Source organism: Vibrio sp. SCSIO 43133, assembly GCF_023716845.1.
Lineage (GTDB): Bacteria > Pseudomonadota > Gammaproteobacteria > Enterobacterales > Vibrionaceae > Vibrio > Vibrio mediterranei.
Genome location: NZ_CP068025.1, coordinates 1,255,056 through 1,280,393, shown reverse-complemented (window position 1 = coordinate 1,280,393; position 25,338 = coordinate 1,255,056). Strand labels below are relative to the sequence as shown.

Below are 25,338 nucleotides of genomic sequence, written 5' to 3'. Positions count from 1 at the left end.
AGTTATATCTGAATTTGCTTTGCCTATTGTGAGGTTGTTACGCCTATGCTTTTTCAAACGGTGAAGACTTCAAGCGAAAGTGGGCAGATATGCACTTATTGTGGGACAAAAAAAGCGAGCCAATGGCTCGCTAATTCCCGAATTAAACTGCAAGGTCAATACGGATTAGTTTACGTGTGCAACTGCATCTTTAACCAGTTGACCGAGTTCTTCCCAGCGACCTTCGTCTATTAGGTTGGTAGGAACCATCCATGTACCGCCACAAGCCAATACTGACTTGATAGACAGATAGTCGTCGACGTTCTTGAGGCTTACACCGCCTGTAGGCATGAATTTTACTGGGTAAACCGCCGTAAGTGCTTTTAGCATGTTTACGCCACCTGAAGGTTCTGCAGGGAAAAACTTAAGTGTACGTAAACCCATCTCCATTGCTTGTTCAACAAGGCTTGGGTTATTTACGCCCGGTACAATTGGTACGTTTTTATCCAAACAATATTGGACTGTTCGTGGGTTAAAGCCAGGACTTACGATGAAATCAACACCCGCTTCAATTGCTTGGTCAACCTGCTCGTTAGTCAGCACAGTACCTGCGCCGATAAGCATTTCAGGGAACTCTTTACGCATTACAGCGATAGCTTCAGCTGCACACTCAGTGCGGAACGTAATTTCAGCGCATGGCATACCGTTGTCAACCAACGCTTTGCCTAGTGGAATAGCGTCTTCAACTTTGTTGATGGCAATTACTGGAATTACTTTCAAGCTTGCTAGCTGTTCGTTTAATGTCGTCATTTTATTTGTCCTACTAATCAAGAGTTGGTGTTGCGTTCTTGGGAATAATGGCACCGCGATGCTGAATAACCGTACCTGCGACTTTGTGACCCATTGCGGCTGACTTTAGAGCATCGCCGCCAGTTAGGCGTTTCGCTAGGTAACCTGCGCTAAACGAGTCGCCAGCTGCAGTGGTGTCGATAATATTGTCAACTGGTTTAGGTGCGACGTAATTAGCCTGATCGTTCACAATAACCAAGCAATCTTTCGCACCTCGCTTAATAGCAATCTCCGAGACGCCAGCTTCGCTTGTGCGTTCAATACATTGCTCAACAAACATGTCACCAAACAACGCCTGTTCATCTTCAAATGTTAACAAGGCAGTATCGGTATAGCTAAGCATCGCTTTGTAAGTATTGATTGCTGTGAGCTGATCTGCCCACAATTTCGGGCGGAAGTTGTTGTCAAAGAAGACATGCCCTCCTTTCTCTTTAAATGCTTTTAGGAAGCCGAACAACTTATCGCGTCCTGAATCAGTCAGGATCGCAAGGGTAATACCACTTAAGTAAACCGCATCGTAACCTAATAAGGTGTCGATGAGTTGTTCTGATTCTTGTTGGTCGAAAACGAATTTGGCCGCTGCATCATTTCGCCAATAAAAGAAGGTACGCTCACCAGTTTCATCGGTTTCAATGTGGTATAGGCCCGGCATTTTGTCATTAAGGCGCAGAATTAAGCTTGTATCGATACCTTCTTGATTCCAGCTCTCCATCATCTCAGCCGAGAACGGATCGTTACCTAGTGCTGTAATGTAACTTACTTTAATGTCGTGAGCATGAGTTAGCCGAGATAGATATAGTGCAGTATTGAGCGTATCACCGCCAAAGGCTTGTTTTAAAAGGTCACCTTTGCGCTGTAGTTCTACCATGCATTCGCCGATGATGGCGATTTTGTATTGGTTCATTGTGTGCGATCCCACTTTGGAGTGATTAACTTAAAAAGTCTTCACGTGAAGGAGAAAAAATATCGAGTAGAACACTATCTTGTTCTAGTGCGGTGGTGCCATGGTCAAGAAGCTTTTTCACCATAAATGCATCACCCGCCTTTAACTCACGCTTTTGCCCATCGACGATAGCTTCAAAACGGCCACTAACGACATAAACAATCTGATCGTGTATTTCATGCCTATGTATCGTACCGCTTGCTCCTTTGTCGTAACAAAGATGCATCGCCATCAGATCATCGGTAAAGCCGACAATCTTACGTTTGATGCCTTGACTCACCTGTTCCCAGGGGTGTTCATCAGCAGAGAAAAAACGGTGCACTAACTGCCTCCTAGACCAAGTTAATGTCTACTCTTAAATTCGTTGACGTCATAATAAGCAGATTTATTAATTTGTAATACAATAAGCTTACTGCAATGTGAGCTTGATCTGTTTTATTATTAAAACGCCGTTTTAATAATGTGTAATTTACCAGTTTGTGCCCGTGAATAGTAGTGTTCATATCGCACATCCTTGGTTAAATGTGACTAATGTCCACTTTTGTTTGATTTCTTGTATGACAATAATGCATATTGTATTACTTTATATGGGTCGGATTTATAGATTCAATAGATTTTGAGGGTGAAAATGTCCACATTGGTTCAACCCATACTGTTAAACGAAGACGAAATAGAGCAATTACGAAGAGAGCTCGGTCGCGATACCTTAATGGGTAAAGCGATTGCAAAAGCCATCAAAGATGTTGAAGCATTCATGAAGCTTCCTCTTGAAGTACCAGGTCACGGTGAAGCAGGTGGCTACGAGCACAACCGCCACAAGCAAAACTATACTTACATGAACCTAGCGGGTCGTATGTTCCTCATTACGGGGGATGATCGTTACGCTAAGTTTGTGCGTGATTTACTGGCAATGTATGCAGACCTATATCTCACCTTCGATTTTCATGTTCAAAAGAACACGAACCCAACAGGGCGTCTGTTCCACCAAATTCTAAACGAACACGTATGGCTAATGTTTACTAGCCTTGCATACTCATGTGTTGCCGCAACCATGAGTGAAGAAGAACGCCAGAACGTGGTTGACCGTCTGTTTAACCCAATGCTGGACATGTTCACTGTGAAATACGGCCATGATTTCGACCGTATTCATAACCACGGTGTTTGGGCAGTAGCGGCCGTTGGTATTTGTGGCCTAGCGGTTAACCGTCGTGAGTTCCTAGAGAAATCCGTATTTGGTCTTGAGAACAACGGCACGGGTGGTTTCCTAGCGCAGATCACTCAGCTGTTTGCTCCGTCGGGTTACTACATTGAAGGTCCTTATTACCACCGCTATGCGATTCGTCCACTGTGTGTGTTTGCTGAGGTTCTTCATCGTCATATGCCAGAACTCGACATCTTCAATTACAAAGATGGTGTGATTGGTAACACGGTTGAGGCGATGCTAGCAACGGCCTACCCAAATGGTCAGTTCCCAGCACTTAACGATGCATCTCGCACCATGAGCATCAATGATGCGGGTGTGCAGGTCGCAGTAAGTCAGTATGCGAAGCACTATGGTATCAACGATAACCTACTCGGTATGGCGAACATCCAAGACTCTGTGTGGGTTCACGGTTGTGGTCTAGAGCTATCACAAGCGTTTGAAAAAGCAACTGATGTTGGTCTTCCATTCTGGCCAAGCGTTGAGTTAAACGAAGGACCAAATGGTGACCGTGGTGCGCAAGGCTTTATGCGTGTCCAAGACAAGAACAAAGACGTATTTCAGCTAGTGATGAACTATGGTCAGCACGGCATGGGACATGGCAACTTTGATACGCTGGGTATTTCTTACTTCAACCGAGGTAAAGAAGTGCTTCGTGAATACGGCTTTGGCCGTTGGGTTAACGTTGAACCTAAGTTTGGTGGACGCTACCTAGACGAGAACAAAACCTATGCTCGTCAGACGATTGCTCACAACGCAGTGACGGTTGACGAAACGTGCCAAAACTACTTTGACGTAGAGCGTGCTGATAGCGTACACGGTCTGCCACACTTCTTTGCTGCAGACAACGAGCAGATCGTTGGTATGAGTGCTTTTGCTAATGAGCACTACGACGGTGTACAGCAACAGCGCAGCGTGTTCATGTTGAAACATGACGATCTTGAAGCGCCATTACTCATCGATTTATTTCGCCTAACAGGCGAAGGTGAGCACCAGTACGATTACTCGTATCAGTTTGATGGTCAGGTGATCCGCACCAACTTTGAATACCAGGCACATAAAGAGCTCAACGTATTGAGCGAAGAGCTTGGCTATCGCCACCTTTGGAATGTAGCACAAGGCGAAGCAAACGAGACGGCGCTAGTCAGCTGGCTACAAGAAGACAGCTACTATACTTGGCTAGGTACCAGCTCGAATGACAATGGCGAGGTTATCTTCACTCGCACGGGCGCCAATGACCCAAGCTTTAACCTACGTAGTGAGCAAAGCTTTATTCTTCGCACTAAGGGCGAAGACACTCTATTCGCATCGGTAATTGAGACACACGGTTACTTCAACGAAGAGTTTGAGCAATCGGTCAGTGCCCGTGGCAGCGTTAAAAATATTCAAGTTGTTGGTCACAACGCGCAAGCGTCAGTGGTAGAGATTGAGACGGAAACCTCTCGCTTTACGCTAATGGTGAGCAACAACCCACAAGTTACTAAAGATACAACCAACAATGCTGAGATCGCAGGCAAAACCTACTCTTGGGTTGGCTGTTTCGCGATTGAGCAGGAGACACTATAAATGAGCTATCAACCACTACTATTGAACTTTGAGGAAGCAGCGGAGCTGCGCAAAGATCTAGGTAAGGAAACCTTGCTAGGTAAGAAACTAGCGCGTGATATTGCTCAAGTGAATGACTACATGGCTGAAGTGGGCATTGAAGTCCCTGGCCACGGTGAAGGCGGCGGTTACGAGCATAACCGTCATAAGCAAAACTATATTCATATCGACTTAGCTGGTCGTTTGTTCCTTATCACTGAGGAAACTAAATACCGTGACTACATCGTAGAGATGCTAACCGCGTACGCGAATGTTTATCCAACACTGGAAAGCAACGTTAGCCGTGATACTAACCCACCGGGTAAAATCTTCCACCAAACGCTAAACGAAAACATGTGGATGCTTTACGCATCTTGCGCATACAGCTGCGTGTACCGCACGCTTTCGGATGAGCAAAAGCAACACATCGAAACAGACCTATTCAAACAGATGATCGACCTTTTCGTTGTGACTTATGGTCACGACTTCGACATCGTCCACAACCACGGTCTGTGGGCAGTAGCCGCTGTGGGTATTTGTGGCTATGCGATCAACGATCAACAGTCTGTTGATAAAGCGCTTTACGGTCTGAAGCTTGACAAAGTAAGCGGCGGTTTCCTAGCTCAGCTAGACCAACTGTTCTCGCCAGACGGCTACTATATGGAAGGTCCTTACTACCACCGCTTCTCGCTGCGTCCAATCTATCTGTTCGCAGAAGCGATTGAGCGTCGTCAACCAGAGATCGGTATCTATGAGTTTAACGACTCAGTGATCAAGACGACTTCTTACGCGGTATTCTCTACAGCTTTCCCTGACGGCACGCTACCAGCACTAAACGATTCGTCGAAAACCATCAGCATTAATGATGAAGGCGTTATTATGGCGACAAGCGTGTGCTACCACCGCTATGAGCAAAGCGAAACGTTGCTTAGCATGGCAAACCACCAACAAGACGTTTGGGTTCAATCTGCAGGTAAAACTCTGTCTGATGCAGTTGATGCTGCGGATGAAATTAAGCCGTTTAACTGGGGTAGCTTGTTTGTCACTGACGGTCCTAAAGGTGAGAAAGGTGGACTTACTATTCTCCGTCATCGCGATGCTCAAGACGATGATACGATGGCTCTTCTATGGTTTGGTCAACACGGCTCTGATCACCAGTATCACTCTGCTCTTGACCACGGTCATTACGATGGGCTTCATTTAAGCGTATTTAATCGTGGACAAGAAGTTCTGCACGATTATGGTTTCGGTCGTTGGGTAAACGTAGAGCCTAAGTTTGGTGGTCGCTATATCCCTGAGAACAAGTCGTACTGTAAGCAGACGGTCGCGCATAACACAGTAACAGTTGATCAAAGAACGCAAAACAACTTCGACACGGCAACCGCGGAGTCTCGTTTTGGCTCGAAGCAGTTCTTTAAAGCTGATGATGCAAAACTGCAAGGTATGAGCGGTAAAATCAGCGAGTACTATGAAGGCGTGGATATGCAGCGTTCAGTGCTACTGGCTGACATAGAAGAATTCGAGAAACCATTGGTTATTGACGTTTACCGTATCAAAGCGGACAAAGAGCACTCTTACGATCTCCCCGTTCACTTTTCTGGTCAAATCATTCGTACCGACTTTGAATACAGCACAGAACCTACATTGCGCCCAATGGGTGAAAACTCTGGTTATCAGCATCTATGGAACTTAGCTAGTGGTAACGTTGAAGGTAGCTCTCTTGTATCTTGGTTACACGGCAACAGCTACTACAGCTTGATAACAAGTGCAGTAGCAGATTCAAAAGTGTACTTTGCGCGCCTAGGTGCTAACGATCCAGACTTCAATCTACGCAGCGAGCCTGCACTTATCTTGCGTCAATCTGGTCAGAATCATGTATTTGCTTCTGTACTTGAAACTCATGGTTATTTTAACGAAGAGTTTGAGGCTTCAGTGGGAGCCCGTGGTCTTGTCGAAGCGGTGACAACGCTGGCTGATAATGACGATGCGACTGTCATTGAAGTGACAACCACAACAGGTAATGCATATCGATTTGCCGTCAGTAACCGCGAAGCGGGGCAACAAGAGTTATTACATGAAATGACGATTGGCGACGAAAGCGTGAGTTTTACTGGCTCGTTTGCTCAACTCTAACTCTATATCTATTTCTAGCCGGGCATTGCCCGGCTTTTTGCGTTGACGATTTTAGCAATTTAAAAGGGGAACTATGGACACTCTTGATGGTGTGATTGTCATTGGCTATTTTGCTTTTGTGCTGTTCGCTGCGTTAGCTTTCAAGCGTTTTACTACTGACTCATCTGGCTTTATTCGTGGTGGTGGAGCGATGATGTGGTGGATGGCTGGCGCGACGGCCTTTATGACTCAGTTCTCCGCGTGGACATTTACTGGTGCTGCGGCAAAAGCTTATGAGGATGGCCTAACTGTGCTATTTATCTTCTGGGGCAACGCACTCGGTTTCTTTGTAGCGGCTTGGTATTTTGCCGAACGCTATCGAAAGCTACGCGTTGAAACGGCGATGGAAGTGATTAAGGTTCGTTTTGGTCGTAGTTCAGAGCAGGTCTACACTTGGATTTCTTTTCCTCTTACCATTTTATCTGGTGCAATATGGCTCAATGGCTTAGGGATCTTTGCTTCTGCGGTATTTAATATCGATTTAATGGTTACCATTATTGGTGTTGGTTGCTTGGTGACGTTTATTGCGGTGAGTGGCGGCTCATGGACGGTATCAGCGACGAATGTGATTCAACTGATTTTGCTGGTGGCTATTACGATGGCGGTTGGCGTTTACGCACTCATTGAAATTGGTGGTCCATCTGAACTAATTAGTCAATACCCGACTGAAACGTATATGGGGCATGACATCAGTTATTGGCAGATCTTCTGGTTATGGGTCGTGGTTATGATGATGAAGCAAACCATGAACACCAATAACGCATTATCCTGTTACCGCTTTTTGGTGACAACCAATGAGAAAGAAGCGAAAAAAGCGGCTCTGGTTACGGGTATTCTTTTCATTGTTGGACCTGTTATGTGGTTCGTGCCGCCATGGGCAACAGCAGCAATGGGTGTTGACTTGATGGCGTATTATCCAACGTTAGGCACGAGTGCCAATAACGCTGCATATGTTTACTATATTGACCACTTCTTACCTGCTGGGATGTTAGGTTTGGTATTAGCTGCAATGATTGCTGCGACGATTTCTCCAATGACAACAGCATTGAACCGTAATGCAGGTATTTTCGTGCGTAATGTCTATCAATCCATTATTAAACCTCAAGCTAACGAAGTAGAGCAGCTTCGCGTGGGGCAAGTAGCCACATTAGTGAATGGTGTGCTTTGCGTTCTTGCTGCCTTGATGTTTGCGTCGATTAAAGAATACAGTTTCTTCGATATCATGATGTTATTTGGTGCGCTACTACAGACACCACTTTCTATTCCATCGCTGTTGGCGTTTGTGACGTTAAAAACACCAGACTGGTCTGGCTGGGCGACTATTGCTGTGGGACTCTGTGTGTCAGCATTTATGCAGTTCATATTCCAAGTGGATTGGTTGTTACCACTGTTCGATACAGCAAGCTTTAGCCATCGTGAAACAGTGGATCTGCAAGTCGCAGCGACCATGTTAGCTCACCTCTTTATTACCGGCGGGTTCTTCATGATGACACGTTATTTTTATCAAAAGCCGATTGGTGCGAGATTAGGTGAGTTGAATACGCTGAAAAAGAATTTACTCACGCCGATTAGTAAAGAAGAAGAGGCACCTGTAGATTTTCGTCAAGGCGCTTATCTAGGAAGAATGTGTCAAGTGCTAGGATTGCTGGTGGTGCTTATTTCAATGACGACTGACTCGTTACGTGATGGCAGTATTTTTGTTGTCATTGGTGCTCTTATAGTGTTGGCTGGTACTCATTTATATCGAACCAGACATAATGACGACAAGTTAGAAGATGCGACTTCACATTAAAATTACCGTATTAACAATACATTAGTTGAATTTTCACTCTAGGATAGAATTTGAGTGAATTTTATTTATCAGAGTTACTGGTGTCGGTAAAGATCTATCATCTTGAGGGGCTGAAATAGTTGCTTCACTATTGAGATCCTTTTCCTCATACAGTTTTGGCATTATGGAAATATTTCAGCAGCAACACGAAGCGATTGCTTTCATTGGATTAGCGTTAGCTTTTGTTTGTGGATTTTCAGCAGTGTTTTGGCAAGCTCATCAATAAGGCAAATACATGTTCGATGTCCCGACTCTAGAAGCGCTAGCATTGGTATTGGTTGTCTTTATCGGCGGTTTTGTTTACCGCTCGAAAATTGAAGACTAATACGCATTGTCACGACGATCCAAAAGGCCCTAGTCATCACTGATTAGGGCCTTTGCTTTTATACTTGATTAGGTGTTTAGCTTAAATAGAGAAACTTCCGACACTAACTCTTCCATTCTTTGTTTCACAATGTGCATTTCTTTGTTCATTTTCTGAATATTACTATCGGTTTCCTCCACCATAGAGAGCAGGTTATCGATATCTGATTCAACCGATTGTGTGGTTTGTGCTTGTTCTTCAGTCGCTGTCGCGATACTGCTGTTGTAGTCTGTGATCTTCTTGGTGGTGCCAATAAGTGTTTCGATCATGGCATTGGTTTCCGATACCATAGATTGTGCCGAATAACTGGCATCACGACTTTGCTGCATGTTCTCAAATGAGGTTTTCGCGTTACTAGAGATATCATCCAGAAGGTTGCGGATGACTTCAGTTGATTCTTTGCTGCGCTGAGCAAGTGAACGAACCTCGTCTGCTACCACGGCAAACCCACGCCCTTGCTCACCCGCTCGTGCTGCCTCAATAGCGGCATTCAGCGCCAGCAAATTGGTCTGCTCTGAGATGGCATTAATGTTGTCGAGAATCTCAGACACGTTCGCCATCTTCACTTCCAACTGTTCTAGACACGTGTAAGTGTCGTCAACACTCGAAATTAACTTGGTCGTGGTCGAGAGTGAATGTTCCCCATGGCTTTGACACTGCATTGCATCATTCTGAGCGCTATCAGCGCTTTGTTGGGCTTCTACGGTAATGCCCGCCATTTCTTGACTGGTTTGGGCCATTTCTGTCATAGCCGTTGCGATATTGTCACAACGCAGATGAGTTTGCTGACTCACGGTTTGAGTCGAGGCGACCAACCTACTCATTTCTGCCATTTCTTGCTCAGTTTTTTGTGCGACATCGAGAGAGGTTTGTAATGCCGATGCAAAGCTGTCCGTTAGCTGATTAAAGTGGTGAGCGATGTTGCCAAGTTCATCTTTTTGCTCACAAGGCAGTTTTAGGCTCAAATCCTTGCTGCGCGCAATGGTATCGATTTGTTCGACAAAACGACTAACACGGCGATGTAGGCGATTGGTTGACATGAATGCGATGATGGAGAGAGGTAGCACCACAAATAATGTTAAAGCGATATACGCATAGACTAGTTGCTGTGCTTGTTGCTGGTTTTGTAACGCCAGTGCTGTCATATCGTTGGCAATGGAATCGGCCATAGACTTAATCTGTCCGATACGCTTAGTAGCAAGTTCAAACCAAAGAGAAGCACTTGGTCCTTGCAAGTTGTCCAGCGTTGTTTTCTGTGACAGGTAATCTTGTTGAATGGCATTCACGTCACGCCAGTTTGAACTGTTAGTCATTGCGGATAGCTGATGAGCTTGCTCGGCGGAAAACAGAAGCGTTGCTTGACGAAGGGCATAGGCTTCGGTTGCGATATAACTGGTGATGTTGGCGTATGCATCCAGTGTTGAACGTTGTCCGGCAAATGCACCATTGAGAGCGCCACGAGCTTTACCGGCTTCCTCTTTCATAGCTAGTAAGGCGTGTAGACCACGTAACTGCTGTTCAAGTTTTGGTGCGTCAACCTGAGTTAAAATTACCGATAGATTATCAAGCGCCATGCGGTTGATATTGGAGTAAAACGCAAAGGGTGAATCCTTGATATTCAGAGTATCAACTTGCTGGCGAATGCTATTGCGTTGTTCCAACTGTTGTCGAACATCCTGGCTTAAACGGTCTATCAGTTGTTTGTCCAACACTTGTGGTGCAAAGGCCAATAGACTTTGATACGCCTGATCGGCTTTCACCCTTTGCTGTTTAAGTGCTGTGACTTGCGGCCCTTGTCCTTTGGATGCTACCACACCTGCCGTTAATCCTCGTTCAACAGCAAATTGATGAGCAATGTTATCGAACAGATGGAACAGCTCGACTGCTTCTTGTGATGCTTGGGCATGGTCGGCACGTTCTTGGGCTTTGAAGATCTGGGTAGCGATGAGTCCCATCAAAAGTGTTGTTGGAATTAGAAAAACCAAGAGAATGGTGTTTTTAATATTAAGTAACTTAAGAAGGTTAGGCATTGTATAAACCGTGTATAAAAAACTGGATGCGTAACCTAAAGATTTTACAGAGTTCAATACACGTATTACACGTCAGGGTATTAGAACTTTGATACGATACGAGAAGCGTCAATGGTTTGATGAGTGTCAATTTTTTGGCTACCACTTTGTGGTTATAAAACAAAGTGATAGCCAATAAAATTGAGAGATTCTTCCAAGCTTCAACAAGGAGGAGATCATTTCTTGGCCATGTTAGGCTGCCTGGTGAGTACTAAAGTTACCTAACAATGCGTCATAAAATTCGCTGTCATCGAGAATGCCAACGACTCTACCAGACTCAACCAACAAAATCGGTAACCCACTACGCTGCTTAAGTTCTATTGCCTCTCTCATACCGATGTCTGGACTGGCGACCACGACGGTACTTTGATCAATATGGGTCAGATCACCTCGATTTGCATCCCAATGGACGAGCTTTAGTTCCTCGTCTTTAACAATGCTGAGTTTGCCATTCGCTTGATTGACCCAAACCGATTGATCGGAACAGATCTGCAAACGATCATGTTCTTGCTTTAACTCACTTGCTGGTTGCATTAATGAGCGGCCTTTAAGTACGTTAAGTGGGTTAGTGTGAGCAACAAAGTCACGGACGTAGTCGTTTTCTGGTGTGAGGATAATTTCTTCTGGCTTCGCATGTTGAATTAGTTTGCCAGATTCCATAATGGCAATATTGTTGCCTATTTTTAGAGCCTCATCCAAATCGTGACTGACGAATAGAATCGTCTTATTGAGTTTCTCTTGGAGAAGAATCAGCTCATCTTGAAGCTGGGTTCGAATCAATGGATCTAGGGCAGAAAAGGGTTCGTCCATCAATAAGATGTCAGTATCCATGGCAAATGCACGAGCGAGTCCAACACGCTGCTGCATACCACCTGATAGCTCATGCGGGTACTTATCTTCCCACTCAGAGAGACCAACAAGCTCTAGCTGCTCGCGTGCTTTGTTTCGCCTTGTCGACTTCGACATGCCTTGCAGTTCAAGTCCAAAAGCTACATTGTCCAACACGGTTAGCCAAGGCATCAAAGCAAATTTCTGAAAGACCATAGAAACACGATGAGTACGTAGGTGACGTAACGTTTCGTCATCACAAGTGGCTAAATCAACATAATCGTCACCATTTTTCAGCGCTAATGAGCCTCGGGAGATGGTGTTTAAGCCGTTGACTGCACGGAGTAAGCTGGACTTACCTGAGCCTGAAAGTCCCATCAGGACGCAAATCTCACCTTCTTTTACGCTCATCGACACATTATCGACCCCGACGACTTGCGAGGTTTGGTCGATGATTTCTTGACGAGTCTTGCCTTGGTCAAGTTGCTCAAGCGCTAATTGCGGTTTATCACCGAAGACAACGTCTAGGTTTTTAATCGTAATGGCATCCATGACTAGGCTTCCTTTTGATTCGGCGATTTACAGAGTCGGTCTAGGATAATAGCAACTAGGACAATCGCTAATCCGGCTTCAAATCCTTGAGAAATATTGACCGTATTTAGGGCTCGAACGACGGGTTTACCCAGTCCATCCGCACCGACGAGAGCGGCGATGACCACCATGGATAAAGACAGCATGATGCATTGGGTCACGCCAGCCATGATGCTGGGCATGGCCGCTGGCAGTTCTACTTTAAACAACAGCTTCATTCGTGTGGCACCAAATGCCTTGCCTGCTTCCACCAACTCTTCCGGTACTTTGGTGATGCCAAGGTAAGTTAGTCTAATTGGCGCGGCGATGGCGAAAATAATGGTGGAGATCAATCCAGGAACAATACCCAGCCCAAACAGAACCAAAGTTGGAATCAGATAGACGAAAGTGGGGACGGTTTGCATTAAGTCAAGAATGGGGCGCAGCAACGTATACAGCCAAGGGCGGTGTGCTGCCATGATGCCAAGAGGTACGCCAATTAATACAGAAATCGTTGTCGCGGCAAACACCAAAACAAAGGTTTCTAGCATTTCTTGCCAGTAGCCAAGGTTCAAAATCGTCAGCAAAGCACCAATGACAAATAGTACCAAAGGGATACTACGGTGCAGATACCAAGCAATGGCTGCGGTCATAATGATCGGCATTGCAGGTGGCATCCATTTAAACACATCAATGACGAACAAAATGATGGTTTCAAGGAAGATAGAAATTGCGTCGAATAGGCCTGCGGCATTGAATGTCAGCCAGTCGACACCTGCTTCCATCCATTGACCCAGAGGGATTTTGTTGTCAGTAATAAAATTCACAATACAACCTTAGTGTTTTCGAGTGGACAGTTATGCCCACTCATTTTGAATTACGCTTTTGAGTCGATGTAGCTTTGTACTGCTGCGTTTGCGTCTTCACCCGATAGAGTTGTTACGCCAGATAGCCAAGCTTCTACTTGCTTTGGATTTGCCTTCATCCATTGCTGTGCCGCTTTTGACGGTTGTACATTTTGATTTAAGATGGCTTCCATCAATTGGTTTTCCATCTCAAGGCTGAACTCTAGATTTTTCAGCAGTTGACCCACGTTTTGGCATTCAGATAGATAGTTGGCACGCACGTTGGTGTAAACGTTGGCACCGCCGTAGTTAGGACCGAAGTAATCGTCACCGCCAGAGAGATACTCCATTTCGATATTGCTGTTCATTGGGTGTGGTGCCCAACCCAAATACACAATCCATTGGTTGCGGCGTGCAGCGCGAGAAACCTGAGATACCATGCCCGCTTCACTAGATTCGACTAAGTTAAAGTCCTTGAGGCCGAAAGCGTCACTGTCGATCATGGATTGAATAAGGCGGTTACCATCGTTGCCTGGTTCAATGCCGTAGATACGATCGCGGAATTTGTCGGCATGTTTGGCTAGATCAGCAAAGCTTTTTACGCCAGCGTCATAGACATATTTAGGCACGGCTAGGGTGTACTTAGCACCTTCTAGATTGGCACGAACGGTTTCTACGGTTTTGGCTTCACGATATTTAGCGATATCTCCCTCCATCGTAGGCATCCAGTTGCCAAGGAAGATATCGATATCACCGTTCGCCATTGAAGAGTAAGTGACAGGTACTGACAGAAGATCGGTTTTGGTTTTATAACCCATCCCTTTTAGTAGTTCCGTAGTGACCGCAGTGGTTGCAGTGATGTCTGTCCAACCAACATCGGCAAAACGTACCGTTTCACATTGGTTGGCATAGGCGTTCATCGCCAGACTACTAAGAGCGAGTGCTGAGAGTGTTTTTGTCATCGTTGACATGCTATTTCCTTTTTATTTTTGGCTGACTTTGGTGGACTTAGTCCAGCTCTCTCAATGGAGAGCCTATTCGTTGTGTTTGTTCCCAGTTCGGGGCGAGCCAAACAGGTTGTTTGTCGTGTTGAAGAGGCTTGCCCAAGATGATGTCGGCAGCGCGCTCGGCAACCATGATGGTTGGACCGTTAAGATTGCCGTTTGGAATCGTTGGGAAAATGGAAGAATCGACCACGCGTAGTGCTTTGATACCGCGAACGCGGCACTGCTCGTCGAGTACAGCTAGTGGGTCATCATCGGCTCCCATTTTGCAGCTGCAAGAAGGGTGATATGCGCTTTCTACGTTCTGCTTTACCCACTCATCGATAGCGTCGTCGCTTTGAATATGGAGCCCAGGTTGAATCTCATCACCGCGGTAGGCATCCATTGCGGGTTGATTTAGAATCTCACGAGTCAGGCGAATGCAGTCTCGCCAATCTTGGCGATCTTGCTCGGTCGAGATGTAATTGAACTCAATTAATGGCTTGTCATGCGGATTTGCCGAACGAATCTCTACGGTGCCACGGCTCTCGGGTTTATTAGGCCCCACATGCACTTGGAAACCATGCCCATCAAACGCCGCTTGCCCGTCATAGCGCATGGCAGCTGGAAGAAAATGGTATTGAATGTTGGGCCACTTCAGTCCTTTACGAGAACGAATAAACGCGCAAGATTCAAAGTGGTTGGTCGCACCTAAGCCTTTGCGAGTAAGAATCCATTCTGCGCCAATAAGCCCTTTGCTCACCAAACCGAGTTTGCTGTTTAGCGTGATTGGCTGAGAGCAGTGGTATTGGAAATACACTTCAAGGTGGTCTTGAAGATTAGCACCTACACCAGCGAGGTCATGTTCTACCGTCACGCCTGCGCGCTCCAACACCTTCTTAGGACCGATTCCGGAAAGCTGCAAGAGCTGCACTGAACCGATAGAACCAGCACTAGAAATGACCTCTTTGTTTACTTTGGCATCGACGACAATACCAGACTTTTCATACTGGACGCCGGCAGCCTGTTTAGCTTCCAATAGGACTTTATTAACCACGACACCTTTAATCAGCGTGAGGTTAGGGCGCTTGAGGGCACGTTTTAGATAGGCATTGGATGTAGAAGCTCGGACCCCACCATCAACGGTCATATGCATCGGACCAAAGCCTTCTTGCTGATAACCGTTATAGTCTTGAGTTTCAGGGTAACCGGCTTCTTTGCCTGCATCGATAAAGGCTTGATAGAGTGGGTTACGAGTCATGTTATTGCCATTGCAAGTGCCAACTGGGCCGTCCCCACCACGATACTCATCGCTGCCACCATCCCAAGACTCTGCGCGGCGGAAATAGGGTAAACAAGACTGGTAGTTCCAACCTTTTGCACCTTGCTGTTCCCATTGGTCGAAATCACAAGCATGCCCGCGAACATACACCATTCCGTTAATGGATGAGCTACCGCCAAGCACTTTACCGCGAGGACAATGTAGCTTGCGTCCATCTAGACCCGCCTCTTCAGTGGTTTCAAATTGCCAAGCGTATTTTTCGGTGTTCATTGGGTAAGAGAGGGCTGTTGGCATCTGAATAAAAATACTTTTATCGCTGCCACCTGCTTCTAACAGTAATACAGAGTGCTCACCGCTTTCCGTTAGTCGGTCTGCCAACACACAGCCAGCCGATCCCGCGCCGACGATAATATAATCGTAGCGTTGTTCCATAATCTGTCTCCGTAAACTCATCGTTAGGCGTAAGGGCTGACGTATTCGCCAAGCTCGATTAAAACACTCTTAGTTTGGGTGTAATGCCTTAAGGTCTCAGGTCCATTTTCACGGCCAATACCAGAATGCTTATATCCGCCTACGGGCATTTCTGCTGGAGAATCACCCCATGTGTTCACCCAGCAAATACCAGCTTGCATTTGATGAATAACGCGATGTGCTCGTGATAAATCTTGAGTGAAAAGTCCAGCGGCCAATCCATAATCGGTGTCGTTAGCGCGTGCAATAACGTCTTGTTCGTCATTGAAAGTAAGTACTGACATTACAGGTCCGAAGATCTCCTGCTGTACATGCGGCATGTTGTCGTCACAATCGACGAAGACAGTTGGCACGACGAAGTTACCTTTGTCTAACCCATTTTCAGTCACCTGATAACCGCCAGTCAGTAGGGTTGCGCCACTTTTCTTAGCACTTTCAATGGCGTCTAAAACTTTAGATAAATGTGTTTTTGAAATGAGGGCACCAACTTGAGTTTTGCTGTCCATCGGGTCGCCAACGATCAGTTTTTCAGTGCGGGATTTCAGCTGCTCAATAAAGGCTGAGTATATAGATTGATGTACAAAGACGCGGGTGCCGTTAGTGCAGACCTCGCCCTGGGTATAGAAATTCGCGACCATAGCGGCAGATACTGCGTCATCCAGTTTAGCGTCTTCAAAGATGATCATTGGAGACTTACCGCCAAGCTCCATGGTGACGTGTTTAAGGGTTCGAGCACTATCAGCCATGACTTTCTTCCCTGTACCTGATTCACCGGTAAAGGAAACTTTGGCAATATCAGGATGTGCTGTCAGCATCTGACCAACCCGATGATCACCTTGAATCACATTGAACACACCATCTGGTACTCCCGCTTCACTATAGACTTCCGCAAGCTTTAGTGCGCTTAGAGGCGTTTCTTCCGAAGGCTTGAAAATCATGGCATTACCCGCAGCAAGTGCCGGTGCAGACTTCCACATAGCAATTTGAATCGGGTAGTTCCAGGCGCCAATTCCCGCGCAGATGCCTAAAGGTTCACGTCTGGTGTAGAAAAACTGATTCTCGCTAAGTGGTTGTTGCTCACCTTGCAATGCTGGAGCGAGACCAGCGTAGTATTCGATGACGTCGGCACCAGTGGCAATATCCACTTCAAGGGCTTCTTGTAGTGGTTTTCCGGTGTCAGTAACTTCGAGAGCAGCGAGTTCAGAATTGCGTTCGCGCAGCAATGCCACTGCCTTGAGAAGAATTCGACTGCGTTCAATGGGGCTCATCGCAGACCAAATGGCGAAGCCTTTTTTAGCAGATTCAATAGCAAACGCTAAGTCCTCAGAATTTGCTTGGACGATTTCAGCTAAGGGCTCACCGTTAGCAGGATTATAGGTCGTAAAGTATTCGTCGGATGAGCCTTGTTGAAGTTGTCCGTCGATGTAGAGTGTTTTCATATCCATTTGAAAGTCTGACTTATGATTATTTTAATGAGTAAAAAGTGAGTTGCTTATCTAGATAATCGTTGATGATGAAACGGGCCTTTTCAGCGTCAATACCTTCTGGTGTCAAGGTGCCTCTTAGCCAAATTCCATCGATAAGCGCAGCGATACCGTTAGCAACGACATCGGCTTGTTCCGGTGTGAGCAAAGTGTTGAGTTCAATCTTAAGGTGCGATAACAGGCGTTTTTCATTGACACGTTGTAGGCGCTTCAACTGGGCGTCGTGCATTGAATAAGACCAAAACGCTAACCAAGTTTTCGCCACTTTATTTTCTGCCTGAAATCCTACGAAATTGGCGTCAATAATGGCATTGATACGTTTGACGTGTTCTGTTTTGGGGATTTGACTCAGGTGAGATGTCACGGTTCTAGAAAGCTGCCTTAGGATTTCTCGCATGGTCTCTTCGAGAAGGCCGTGTTTACCACCAAAATAGTGGTTGATGATACCTGTAGAGACGCCGGCTTCCTTGGCAATTAACGAGATACTCGCGGCGTGCAAGCCCACACGATCTATAACAGACATGGCTGCTTGAACTAGCTGTGGTTTCCTGACTAATGGCATGCCAACCTTCGGCATTTGAACTCCTTTTTATTTTTAATTGAACGTTCAGTTAAATATAAAATGCCTGAAAAAAGATTTGAGTTCAAATTAAATCTCACTTTTTGCGTAACCAGTAAGTAAACATTTTTTAACACAATCAAAGAGTGGGTCTATCATTCGACACCAAAGAAACAGGTCAATAAAAGTGCTAAACCAAACTGTATAGTTGATTTGTTGCCATCTAATTCATTGATTTAAAATGATTGCTTTGGCTTGTAATTTGTCTGGGAGTGAAAGGTTTGGAATTTCGGTTCAGCGGAAAAACCATATTGAGTAGGCTGACTTGGCTCAATAAATATTTAGAGTACGAACTATTAAGAAATAACAACGCAAGAGAGTCACTAAGAAGGGTCATTTGGAGAAGCGCAATGGGCAGTTAAGAGAGTCTCTACTGCCCATTGCGTTAGCGTTTAAATGAAGTCTTTACGCATTGGGGTAAAGTTATCAATTAAGATACCGGCTTTTAAGCACTTACAGCCGTGCATAATGTTTGGCACTTTATAAACAGTATCTCCCGCTTTGACGATTTTTGTCTCTTCACCTACTGTGAATTCAAATTCACCAGAGACAACATAGGTAATTTGCTCGTGAGGGTGGTTGTGCATTGGTGCAACCGTTCCATCTTCGAAGTGCACTTCTACGGTCATCATGTTTTCACAATGCGCCAACACTTTGCGGCGTAGGCCGCCACCTTGATCTTCTAATGCTACATCTTTGTTGTATACGAACATTGCTGTTTCCTCTAAATCAGGTTTAAACCGCCTCTAATAGGGCAAGTCTTTGGTTGTGATCATCTAATAATTGGCGTGATGCGATTTTTGCAGAGTCTGCATCGCCAGTCATAATTGCGTCGTAAATATCCCCATGCTCTTCAATACAGAATCGCCCGCCCACGGCAGCTTCATCGATAAAAGTCTTAAAAAGCGATTCAAGAATATTGGCAAAAGGGACGTAAAACGGATTAGCTGTCGCTAAGAATATCGTTTTGTGAAAGGCATGATCGTTATGTGTCCACGCTGTGTAGTCGTGATTAAACGCGGCCTGTTTCATGTTTTGAAAACAGACAGACAGTGCCTTGCGATGCTCGATAGAGGCATTTCTCGCTGCCATGGAGCAGGCTTCTGGTTCAATCGCTTTTCGAAGTCCCAAAAATTGGGTGAGGAAGCGTTGGACATTCTCAGTGTCTTTTACCCAGTCAAGAAATTGAGGGTCGAGAAAGTGCCAATGGTGACGAGCTGTCACATTGGTCCCGACTTTAGGTTTTGACTCGATTAAGCCTTTGGCAGAAAGTAGTTTAGTGGACTCACGAAGTGCAGTACGGCTGATGCCAAACTTCTCGCAAAGTTCTAACTCGCTCGGTAACTTTTCACCTTCTTCTAATTCACCGGTAAGGATTTTGCTGGCGATTTCTTTTGCCACTTGAACGTGAATTCTTCTGCTAGAGTCTGCCACGGTATGGAACGTAGCCATAGTTCTGACCTTGTTGGTTGTTAGGTTCACACGTCAATTAAGTTCACGTGTGTTTGTGTAGTAACCATATAATCATACAATATCACTTAATGGCGTCAATGGACAAAATAGTAAAAAAACAATTCTAGGTCGCAAACTGAGCATGAGACTCGGATTATGTGATGGGTAACACGTAAATTAGCCGGTTATTGGGTAATAGGGTGGTTAATTGGGGCAAAACGTAAGACATTTACACTGAATAAATGCGATGTATCACATCTATTCTGGAAAGTTTAGTGATAGAATAGCTGCTAAAATAATACATAAACACTTTAAGTAAGCGATAAAGATATGTCAGGTAAGTTTAATTCTATTACGGGTTCAAAGCGCAGTATCCACGTCCAGGTCGCTCGTGAAATTGCTCGAGGTATTCTCTCTGGTGATTTGCCGGAAGGTTCAATTATTCCAGGCGAAATGGCGTTGTGTGAACAATTTGGTATAAGCCGTACTGCACTTCGTGAAGCAGTTAAGCTATTGACGTCAAAAGGCTTGCTTGAATCTAGACCTAAAATTGGTACACGTGTTGTTGATCGCGCGTACTGGAACTTTCTCGATCCACAGTTGATCGAGTGGATGGATGGTCTTAACGATGTAGAACAGTTCTGCGGTCAGTTCCTTGGACTGCGCCGTGCTATTGAACCAGAAGCATGTGCGTTAGCGGCCAAGTTCGCGTCTGCAGAGCAACGAATCGAGTTGTCTGCGACCTTCCAAGAAATGGTCGAAGTGTCTAAAGAAGAAAACTTTGAGCAGTCTAAATGGTTAGATGTTGATACTCGTTTCCACAGTTTGATTTTTAATGCGACGGGCAATGACTTTTATCTCCCGTTTGGCAATATTCTTACCACTATGTTCGTTAACTTTATCCAGTTCTCTTCAGACGGCGGCTCGACGTGTATCAACGAACACCGAGCTATTTACGAAGCGATCATGGCAGGGGATAGTGACAAAGCTCGTGAGGCGTCAGCAAACCATCTACGCGAAGAAAACCACAGGCTTCCTGTAGCAAGTTAACACCAAGAGATGAGCGCGCTTGTTAACAATTTGAAGAAAAAGGCAGCATATAAGCTGCCTTTTTTGTATCCAAAGTGCACCATTGTGAAATTTCTATTGATATAATAATACAAAATGTCAGTTGGAGACTTCACATGCCTCACGCGCTTCTACCCAATATCACGCAATTTCTATGTAGCGTTGATCCGTTCGATAAACTTCCCAAAGAGCTGGTTCGTAAGGTAGCCGCGGAAATAAAAATCACTTATTTGGGTAAGGGTGAGGTGATTGACCCTTGTAACGGGCAATCTGGGCTTAGTGGAGAAGGGGAGAATTTGCCGAAAAGCCAACAGAAGTTTCTATATGTCATTCGAACTGGCTCTATGGAGCAACGCAAACCCGATGGCGTTCTTCGCGCAAGACTGGGAAGTGAAGATTTGTTTGGCTTTACTTTTCTCGATGATCAAGTTTCTAAAGAGTCGGGTTATCAAGCGGTTGCCATCGAAAATACGCTTCTATATTTAATCCCTCATTCTACGCTTGAAACCATCTTTAAACGTAATCCAGAGTACGCGGAACACTTTGCTTCTCAAGCGCAAGTTCGCCTTAAATCTGCACTAGATGTTGTTTGGTCCAATAAAGAAAAAGGTCTGTTTATTAAAAAGGTGTCTGACGTGGCGAGTGGAGTCATTGCGATTGTTGATGCCTCTATGTCGATTAAAGATGTCGCACACGAAATGCGAGTTGTTAAACGATCTTCAACTGCGGTGGTGTGCGACAACGGCAAGTTAGTTGGCCTAATGACGGATCGTGATATGACCAAACGAGTCATCGCAGAAGGCCATGATAACAGCGCTCCGATTAGGGATGTGATGACGCCTAATCCACTAACAGTCAGCCCAAACGATCTGGTTTTGCATGCCGCATCATTGATGATGCAACATAATGTTCGGGGTTTACCCGTTGTTTCTGAGGGTAAAGTGGTGGGCCTGCTGACCACTTCGCACTTGGTGCAGAATCATCGCATGCAAGCAATATTTCTTATCGAAAAAATCAAATACGCTACCAGTGTTCGTAACATGGCGAGTTTCACCACGGAACGTCAGGCCATATTTGAAGCCCTAGTAGAAGGAAATGTCGCACCTGAGACCATAGGTCGGGTAATGTCGATGATTATGGATGCGTACAATCGTCGAATTATTCAGATTGCGATTGATAAACTGGGGGAGCCACCATGTCAGTTTTCGTGGATAGTTGCAGGCTCTCACGCTCGAAATGAAGTTCACATGCTTTCAGATCAAGACAATGCAATCATTCTTAGTGATGAGGCGACCGAGAATGACAAAGTCTACTTCCGGCACTTATCACAGTATGTCTCAAATGGGCTTGCTGCTTGCGGATATCCCTTGTGTCCGGGTAAATATATGGCAGCTACGCCCAAATGGTGTCAGCCATTGTCGACATGGAAACACTATTATAAAAAATGGGTATCGAACCCTGAGTACGAAAGACTCTTGAATATCAGCGTGTTCTTGGAAATTCGCTGTGTTTATGGTGAAGCGAGCTATGCCGATATATTACGCGATGAACTTCACTCCAACATTCGTAGCAACCGTGAGTTTTTAGGGATTTTGACTCGAGATGCTATTAATACGTCACCCCCTCTTGGTGTTTTTAACAGCCTAGTGCTGGAAAAAACAGGCGAGAACAAGAAAACTCTGAATATAAAAAAATACGCGATAAACCTCGTTATTGATTTAGCGCGTATTTACGGTCTTGCCGTAGAATGCGACTCGTCGAATACCGACGAACGATTCACTCAAGCCAATGAGCAAGGCATGTTAAGTGATGACTCATATAAAAACATTATCAATGCTTACCATTACATTCTTATGTTTAGACAGCATCATCAGCTACAAGCGCTAAAACGAGGTGAGCAGCCGGATAATCACATCAATCCCGATTCATTTGGCAGTTTTGAACGTGGCAACTTGAAAGATGCATTTAGAATCATTTCTACGTTGCAAGATGCGGTTAAACTCCGGTTTGGTGGGAGGTTGTAACTAGTGGCTGGTGTTTTGAAAAGCGTGATGAATCAATTTCACGTTTATAACCATTATCTCAAGCAAAGGCAGCGATATCTCGCCAATCAAAAGATACCCAATGAGTTGAGAAACTTGTTAAGTGAGCAACCGCCGAGAATGGAGGTATTAGCAACAGAAGTCGAGTACCTAGTGTTGGATTTTGAAACGACTGGGTTAGATGCCAATACCAACACCATTCTTAGTTTAGGTTGGGTAGAAATTGCCAACTTTACGGTCAATGTTGCTAGTGCAAAACAGCTGTTTATTGAGTCGCCAAATGAGGTTAAGGCGGAAACCGCGGTCATAAACCATATCATGCCTGAAATGTTGCAAGATGGAATTTCATTAGATTCTGCGATGACACAGTTATTTCAAGCAGCAAAAAACAAAATACTGATTGCACACGGTTCGATGATTGAAGCGGCATTTGTTGATGAATATTTAACTCAGAAGTATGGAGTGTCAGATCTGCCAGTGATGTGGCTGGATACACTAGCTATTGAAAAGTCGATGGCGTTAGCGGTGAATAAAGATGCTGAGATCGATGTTCGTCTGTCTGAGACTAGGAAGCGATACGGACTACCTGAGTATAATGGGCATGAGGCCTTAATTGATGCCATTGCAACTGCAGAGTTGTTTTTGGCTCAGTCGACTCGACTTTTTAACAAACAGCACCCTTGTATTGGAAAATTGTACCGACTGAGCCAATAAGGGGGTAAAAAAGAGGTGCCTATCAAGACACCTCTATTTACTGATTCTTGAATTACGCCTTAGAAACTGTATGTGACACCCAGTCGGCTACGTAGTTCGCGGCGATCTGTAACAGAATCGACGTTCACATCACCAAACTCAACGTACGGTGCCCATTGGCCGAAGCTACGACGTGCTGTGGCGTTTAGCTCGTAGTTTGTGTCTTTGCCGTTGTACAAGATATAACCATCTGTTGCTGCTTTATAGTAGTTACCTTCAAGTCCAAAGCGCCACTCGTTTACTGAATAATTGATGTTAGCTGTTAGACGATGACGGCGTTCATTTTGTGCGTCTTCACCGTTGTTTTGACGAATGTCATAACGATAACGACCACTTAAGCTGAGTCCTTCAACACTATCCAGTGCGTAAGTCACGCGAAGCTGTGGTTTGTAAGTCATACCCGCCGAACGAGCTTCGATAGGCATACCTGGTTGGATAGTCCAGTTGTCGTTAATCTTAAAACGATAACCTAAATCCAGCTCCCAACCATTATTTTGCAAGTCTTTAAGAAACGCGCCATCTTCTCCTTTGAACTTTAACTCACCGCTATAGTAGAAGTTACCGATGCTGTCTCCCATTTTGATGCGCGTCGCATGTTGCTCCGTTGTGTGCTTGTACTCAGTACGTATATCTAAAGAAGCTGCGCTTACCGCTGCTGTCGCGAACACAGAAACTAATGCCACTGTTACTTTGTTTAAAGTGCTCATCTTATTTAACCCTTAAGATTTTTAGTTTGTGGTAATGTATGACAAATATGATAAGGGGTTTTCTATGTTTTTAATGTGATACGGATCGGGATTGGCCGTCCTTTGGCAATGCCTTTCATACGGTTTACTGCAATAAATTAAACTATGCTATTGATATATAGGTTTTTATCTGTTTTTGTGTAGTTGTGCCTCTATCGAATTTAACAATAAGATATGTGATGTAGGTAAAGTAATTTTTATATATATTTATACTATTAAATCACAATAGTGCTGTGGTGCGGTTGATTTTTATCCAATTGAAGCCTTCGAATTATCCTATTGAGGGAGGTTTCTACTTCCAACTCGAATACCATTAAAGTTGGAATGTTGTCGAATAGATTTGCTCTCAGACCACAGCAACAAACTGTTGGTGATTTAGTTTGTTGTTAATGATGGGATAGAGACAGAGTATGCACAAAAATACACTCACGACTTTTATAAATACTACAAATGTGCAGATTTTGACGTGTTGAAAGAGAGGTGACAGTATCAAAAATACTTGGAAGAGAGTTTTCTATCGAGACTTAGGTTGAGAGGTTTGAGAGTTAAATTGTTTCATTTCAGTGTTTTAATGTGATTTTTTGATGTGGCAGTCGCGGAAGAGTTCTACACCTTTCCAAAACATGATCCATGTCGCATTAATTTTATTTGTAATACATTAATATTAATTTGCTTTGGTAGAGCACGACACGAAGTGTCAGAATTAGCTTGGATGTGGCAAAGCAGCCAAGCGTTCAGATTATTCCATACGACCCCAAGCGAATGGGATGATTCTCCAAAACCTACTTGATAAGTATAAGAGTGTTGTTTACCACCTCACTCAAACACCCCCGGAGTTAATGTCGACGTCACTCTACATTGACAATGGATCTCCTAATGTCGTTTTAGCCCTCGCATTATTACAGGTGATGCGAGGGTGTTTTTTTATGTCTTACAATAAATTGTCTCACTTACTTATGATTTCCTTAATTTATAAATCATTAGTTTCGATTATGGTTTTGTTTAACTGATTGTTTTTGCTTTTTAAATTGTGGGGTTGTCTCTCGATTGTGATGTGGATCTCGATATTCTTTAAAATATGATACGGATCATATGTAATACAATAATGATGGCTAAATAAACGATCTTGTTCACGTAATAATTATATTGTACTACAAATTGTAAGGTGTGGACGTATAGTTAACGTAACCGAATAACATATCA

Annotated in this window: 19 protein-coding genes; 6 read left to right on the top strand and 13 right to left on the bottom strand. The window is 44.6% G+C overall.

Going from position 1 to position 25,338, the window contains the following annotated elements:
* Positions 1-165: 165 nt before the first annotated feature.
* Genes JKJ11_RS22615 through JKJ11_RS22605 form a run of 3 tightly spaced genes read right to left on the bottom strand, consistent with a single transcriptional unit; the run spans position 166 to position 2,093 of the window.
* On the bottom strand, positions 166-789 hold the full coding sequence (locus JKJ11_RS22615; RefSeq protein WP_252039262.1) for a bifunctional 4-hydroxy-2-oxoglutarate aldolase/2-dehydro-3-deoxy-phosphogluconate aldolase: 624 nt from the start codon (positions 787-789) through the stop codon (positions 166-168).
* Between the two features lie 13 nt (positions 790-802).
* Positions 803-1,732, bottom strand: coding sequence for a 2-dehydro-3-deoxygluconokinase (gene kdgK / locus JKJ11_RS22610; protein ID WP_252039260.1), 930 nt, complete (start codon positions 1,730-1,732; stop codon positions 803-805).
* Between the two features lie 25 nt (positions 1,733-1,757).
* Entirely contained in the window at positions 1,758-2,093 is a 336-nt protein-coding gene (locus JKJ11_RS22605) for a cupin domain-containing protein (protein WP_031496039.1), read from the bottom strand.
* A 306-nt stretch (positions 2,094-2,399) separates the two neighbouring features.
* Between JKJ11_RS22605 and JKJ11_RS22600 the strand changes: the two genes are divergently transcribed.
* The 3 genes from JKJ11_RS22600 to JKJ11_RS22590 all read left to right on the top strand — a co-directional run bounded on the left by JKJ11_RS22600 (position 2,400) and on the right by JKJ11_RS22590 (position 8,520).
* Positions 2,400-4,538 carry a heparinase II/III domain-containing protein gene (locus JKJ11_RS22600; protein WP_252039258.1) on the top strand — a complete coding sequence of 713 codons (2,139 nt, stop codon included), beginning with the start codon at positions 2,400-2,402 and terminating at the stop codon, positions 4,536-4,538.
* Positions 4,539-6,689, top strand: coding sequence for a heparinase II/III domain-containing protein (locus JKJ11_RS22595; protein WP_252039256.1), 2,151 nt, complete (start codon positions 4,539-4,541; stop codon positions 6,687-6,689).
* A 73-nt stretch (positions 6,690-6,762) separates the two neighbouring features.
* Positions 6,763-8,520: a sodium:solute symporter family transporter gene (locus JKJ11_RS22590; RefSeq protein WP_252039254.1), complete on the top strand. Its 1,758-nt coding sequence runs from the start codon at positions 6,763-6,765 to the stop codon at positions 8,518-8,520.
* Between the two features lie 432 nt (positions 8,521-8,952).
* On the opposite strand, the gene JKJ11_RS22585 is transcribed toward JKJ11_RS22590, so the two are convergent.
* The 9 genes from JKJ11_RS22585 to JKJ11_RS22545 form a co-directional block, all read right to left on the bottom strand.
* Complete coding sequence (locus JKJ11_RS22585; RefSeq protein ID WP_006070263.1) at positions 8,953-10,953, bottom strand: methyl-accepting chemotaxis protein; 2,001 nt, start codon at positions 10,951-10,953, stop codon at positions 8,953-8,955.
* A 231-nt stretch (positions 10,954-11,184) separates the two neighbouring features.
* Positions 11,185-12,372 carry a choline ABC transporter ATP-binding protein gene (gene choV / locus JKJ11_RS22580; protein WP_038227515.1) on the bottom strand — a complete coding sequence of 396 codons (1,188 nt, stop codon included), beginning with the start codon at positions 12,370-12,372 and terminating at the stop codon, positions 11,185-11,187.
* A gap of 2 nt (positions 12,373-12,374) precedes the next feature.
* A complete protein-coding gene (gene choW / locus JKJ11_RS22575; protein ID WP_252039251.1) occupies positions 12,375-13,217 on the bottom strand; it encodes a choline ABC transporter permease subunit in 843 nt (280 codons plus the stop codon).
* A 50-nt stretch (positions 13,218-13,267) separates the two neighbouring features.
* On the bottom strand, positions 13,268-14,206 hold the full coding sequence (locus tag JKJ11_RS22570; protein WP_006070266.1) for a choline ABC transporter substrate-binding protein: 939 nt from the start codon (positions 14,204-14,206) through the stop codon (positions 13,268-13,270).
* A gap of 37 nt (positions 14,207-14,243) precedes the next feature.
* The gene (gene betA / locus JKJ11_RS22565; protein ID WP_252039249.1) at positions 14,244-15,932 is read right to left on the bottom strand and encodes a choline dehydrogenase; all 1,689 of its coding nucleotides are present in this window, start codon (positions 15,930-15,932) and stop codon (positions 14,244-14,246) included.
* Between the two features lie 23 nt (positions 15,933-15,955).
* Positions 15,956-17,416, bottom strand: a complete 1,461-nt coding sequence (gene betB, locus JKJ11_RS22560) for a betaine-aldehyde dehydrogenase (RefSeq protein WP_124941509.1) — start codon at positions 17,414-17,416, stop codon at positions 15,956-15,958.
* A 19-nt stretch (positions 17,417-17,435) separates the two neighbouring features.
* Positions 17,436-18,032, bottom strand: a complete 597-nt coding sequence (gene betI, locus JKJ11_RS22555) for a transcriptional regulator BetI (protein WP_006070269.1) — start codon at positions 18,030-18,032, stop codon at positions 17,436-17,438.
* A gap of 434 nt (positions 18,033-18,466) precedes the next feature.
* A complete protein-coding gene (locus JKJ11_RS22550) occupies positions 18,467-18,787 on the bottom strand; it encodes a cupin domain-containing protein (RefSeq protein ID WP_006070270.1) in 321 nt (106 codons plus the stop codon).
* Positions 18,788-18,809: 22 nt separating this feature from the next.
* Positions 18,810-19,526: a FadR/GntR family transcriptional regulator gene (locus JKJ11_RS22545; RefSeq protein ID WP_252039247.1), complete on the bottom strand. Its 717-nt coding sequence runs from the start codon at positions 19,524-19,526 to the stop codon at positions 18,810-18,812.
* Positions 19,527-19,856: 330 nt separating this feature from the next.
* Here JKJ11_RS22545 and JKJ11_RS22540 point away from each other — a divergent pair, with 330 nt between their 5' ends.
* The 3 genes from JKJ11_RS22540 (at position 19,857) to JKJ11_RS22530 (ending at position 23,350) form a co-directional block, all read left to right on the top strand.
* The gene (locus tag JKJ11_RS22540) at positions 19,857-20,576 is read left to right on the top strand and encodes a FadR/GntR family transcriptional regulator (protein ID WP_006070272.1); all 720 of its coding nucleotides are present in this window, start codon (positions 19,857-19,859) and stop codon (positions 20,574-20,576) included.
* A gap of 134 nt (positions 20,577-20,710) precedes the next feature.
* Positions 20,711-22,618, top strand: coding sequence for a DUF294 nucleotidyltransferase-like domain-containing protein (locus tag JKJ11_RS22535; RefSeq protein WP_252039246.1), 1,908 nt, complete (start codon positions 20,711-20,713; stop codon positions 22,616-22,618).
* 27 nt (positions 22,619-22,645) lie between these two features.
* The gene (locus JKJ11_RS22530) at positions 22,646-23,350 is read left to right on the top strand and encodes a 3'-5' exonuclease (RefSeq protein WP_110165266.1); all 705 of its coding nucleotides are present in this window, start codon (positions 22,646-22,648) and stop codon (positions 23,348-23,350) included.
* A 59-nt stretch (positions 23,351-23,409) separates the two neighbouring features.
* Here the strand turns inward: JKJ11_RS22530 and JKJ11_RS22525 are convergent, their stop codons facing one another.
* The gene (locus JKJ11_RS22525) at positions 23,410-24,096 is read right to left on the bottom strand and encodes an oligogalacturonate-specific porin KdgM family protein (protein WP_006070275.1); all 687 of its coding nucleotides are present in this window, start codon (positions 24,094-24,096) and stop codon (positions 23,410-23,412) included.
* Between the last annotated feature and the right edge of the window lie 1,242 nt (positions 24,097-25,338).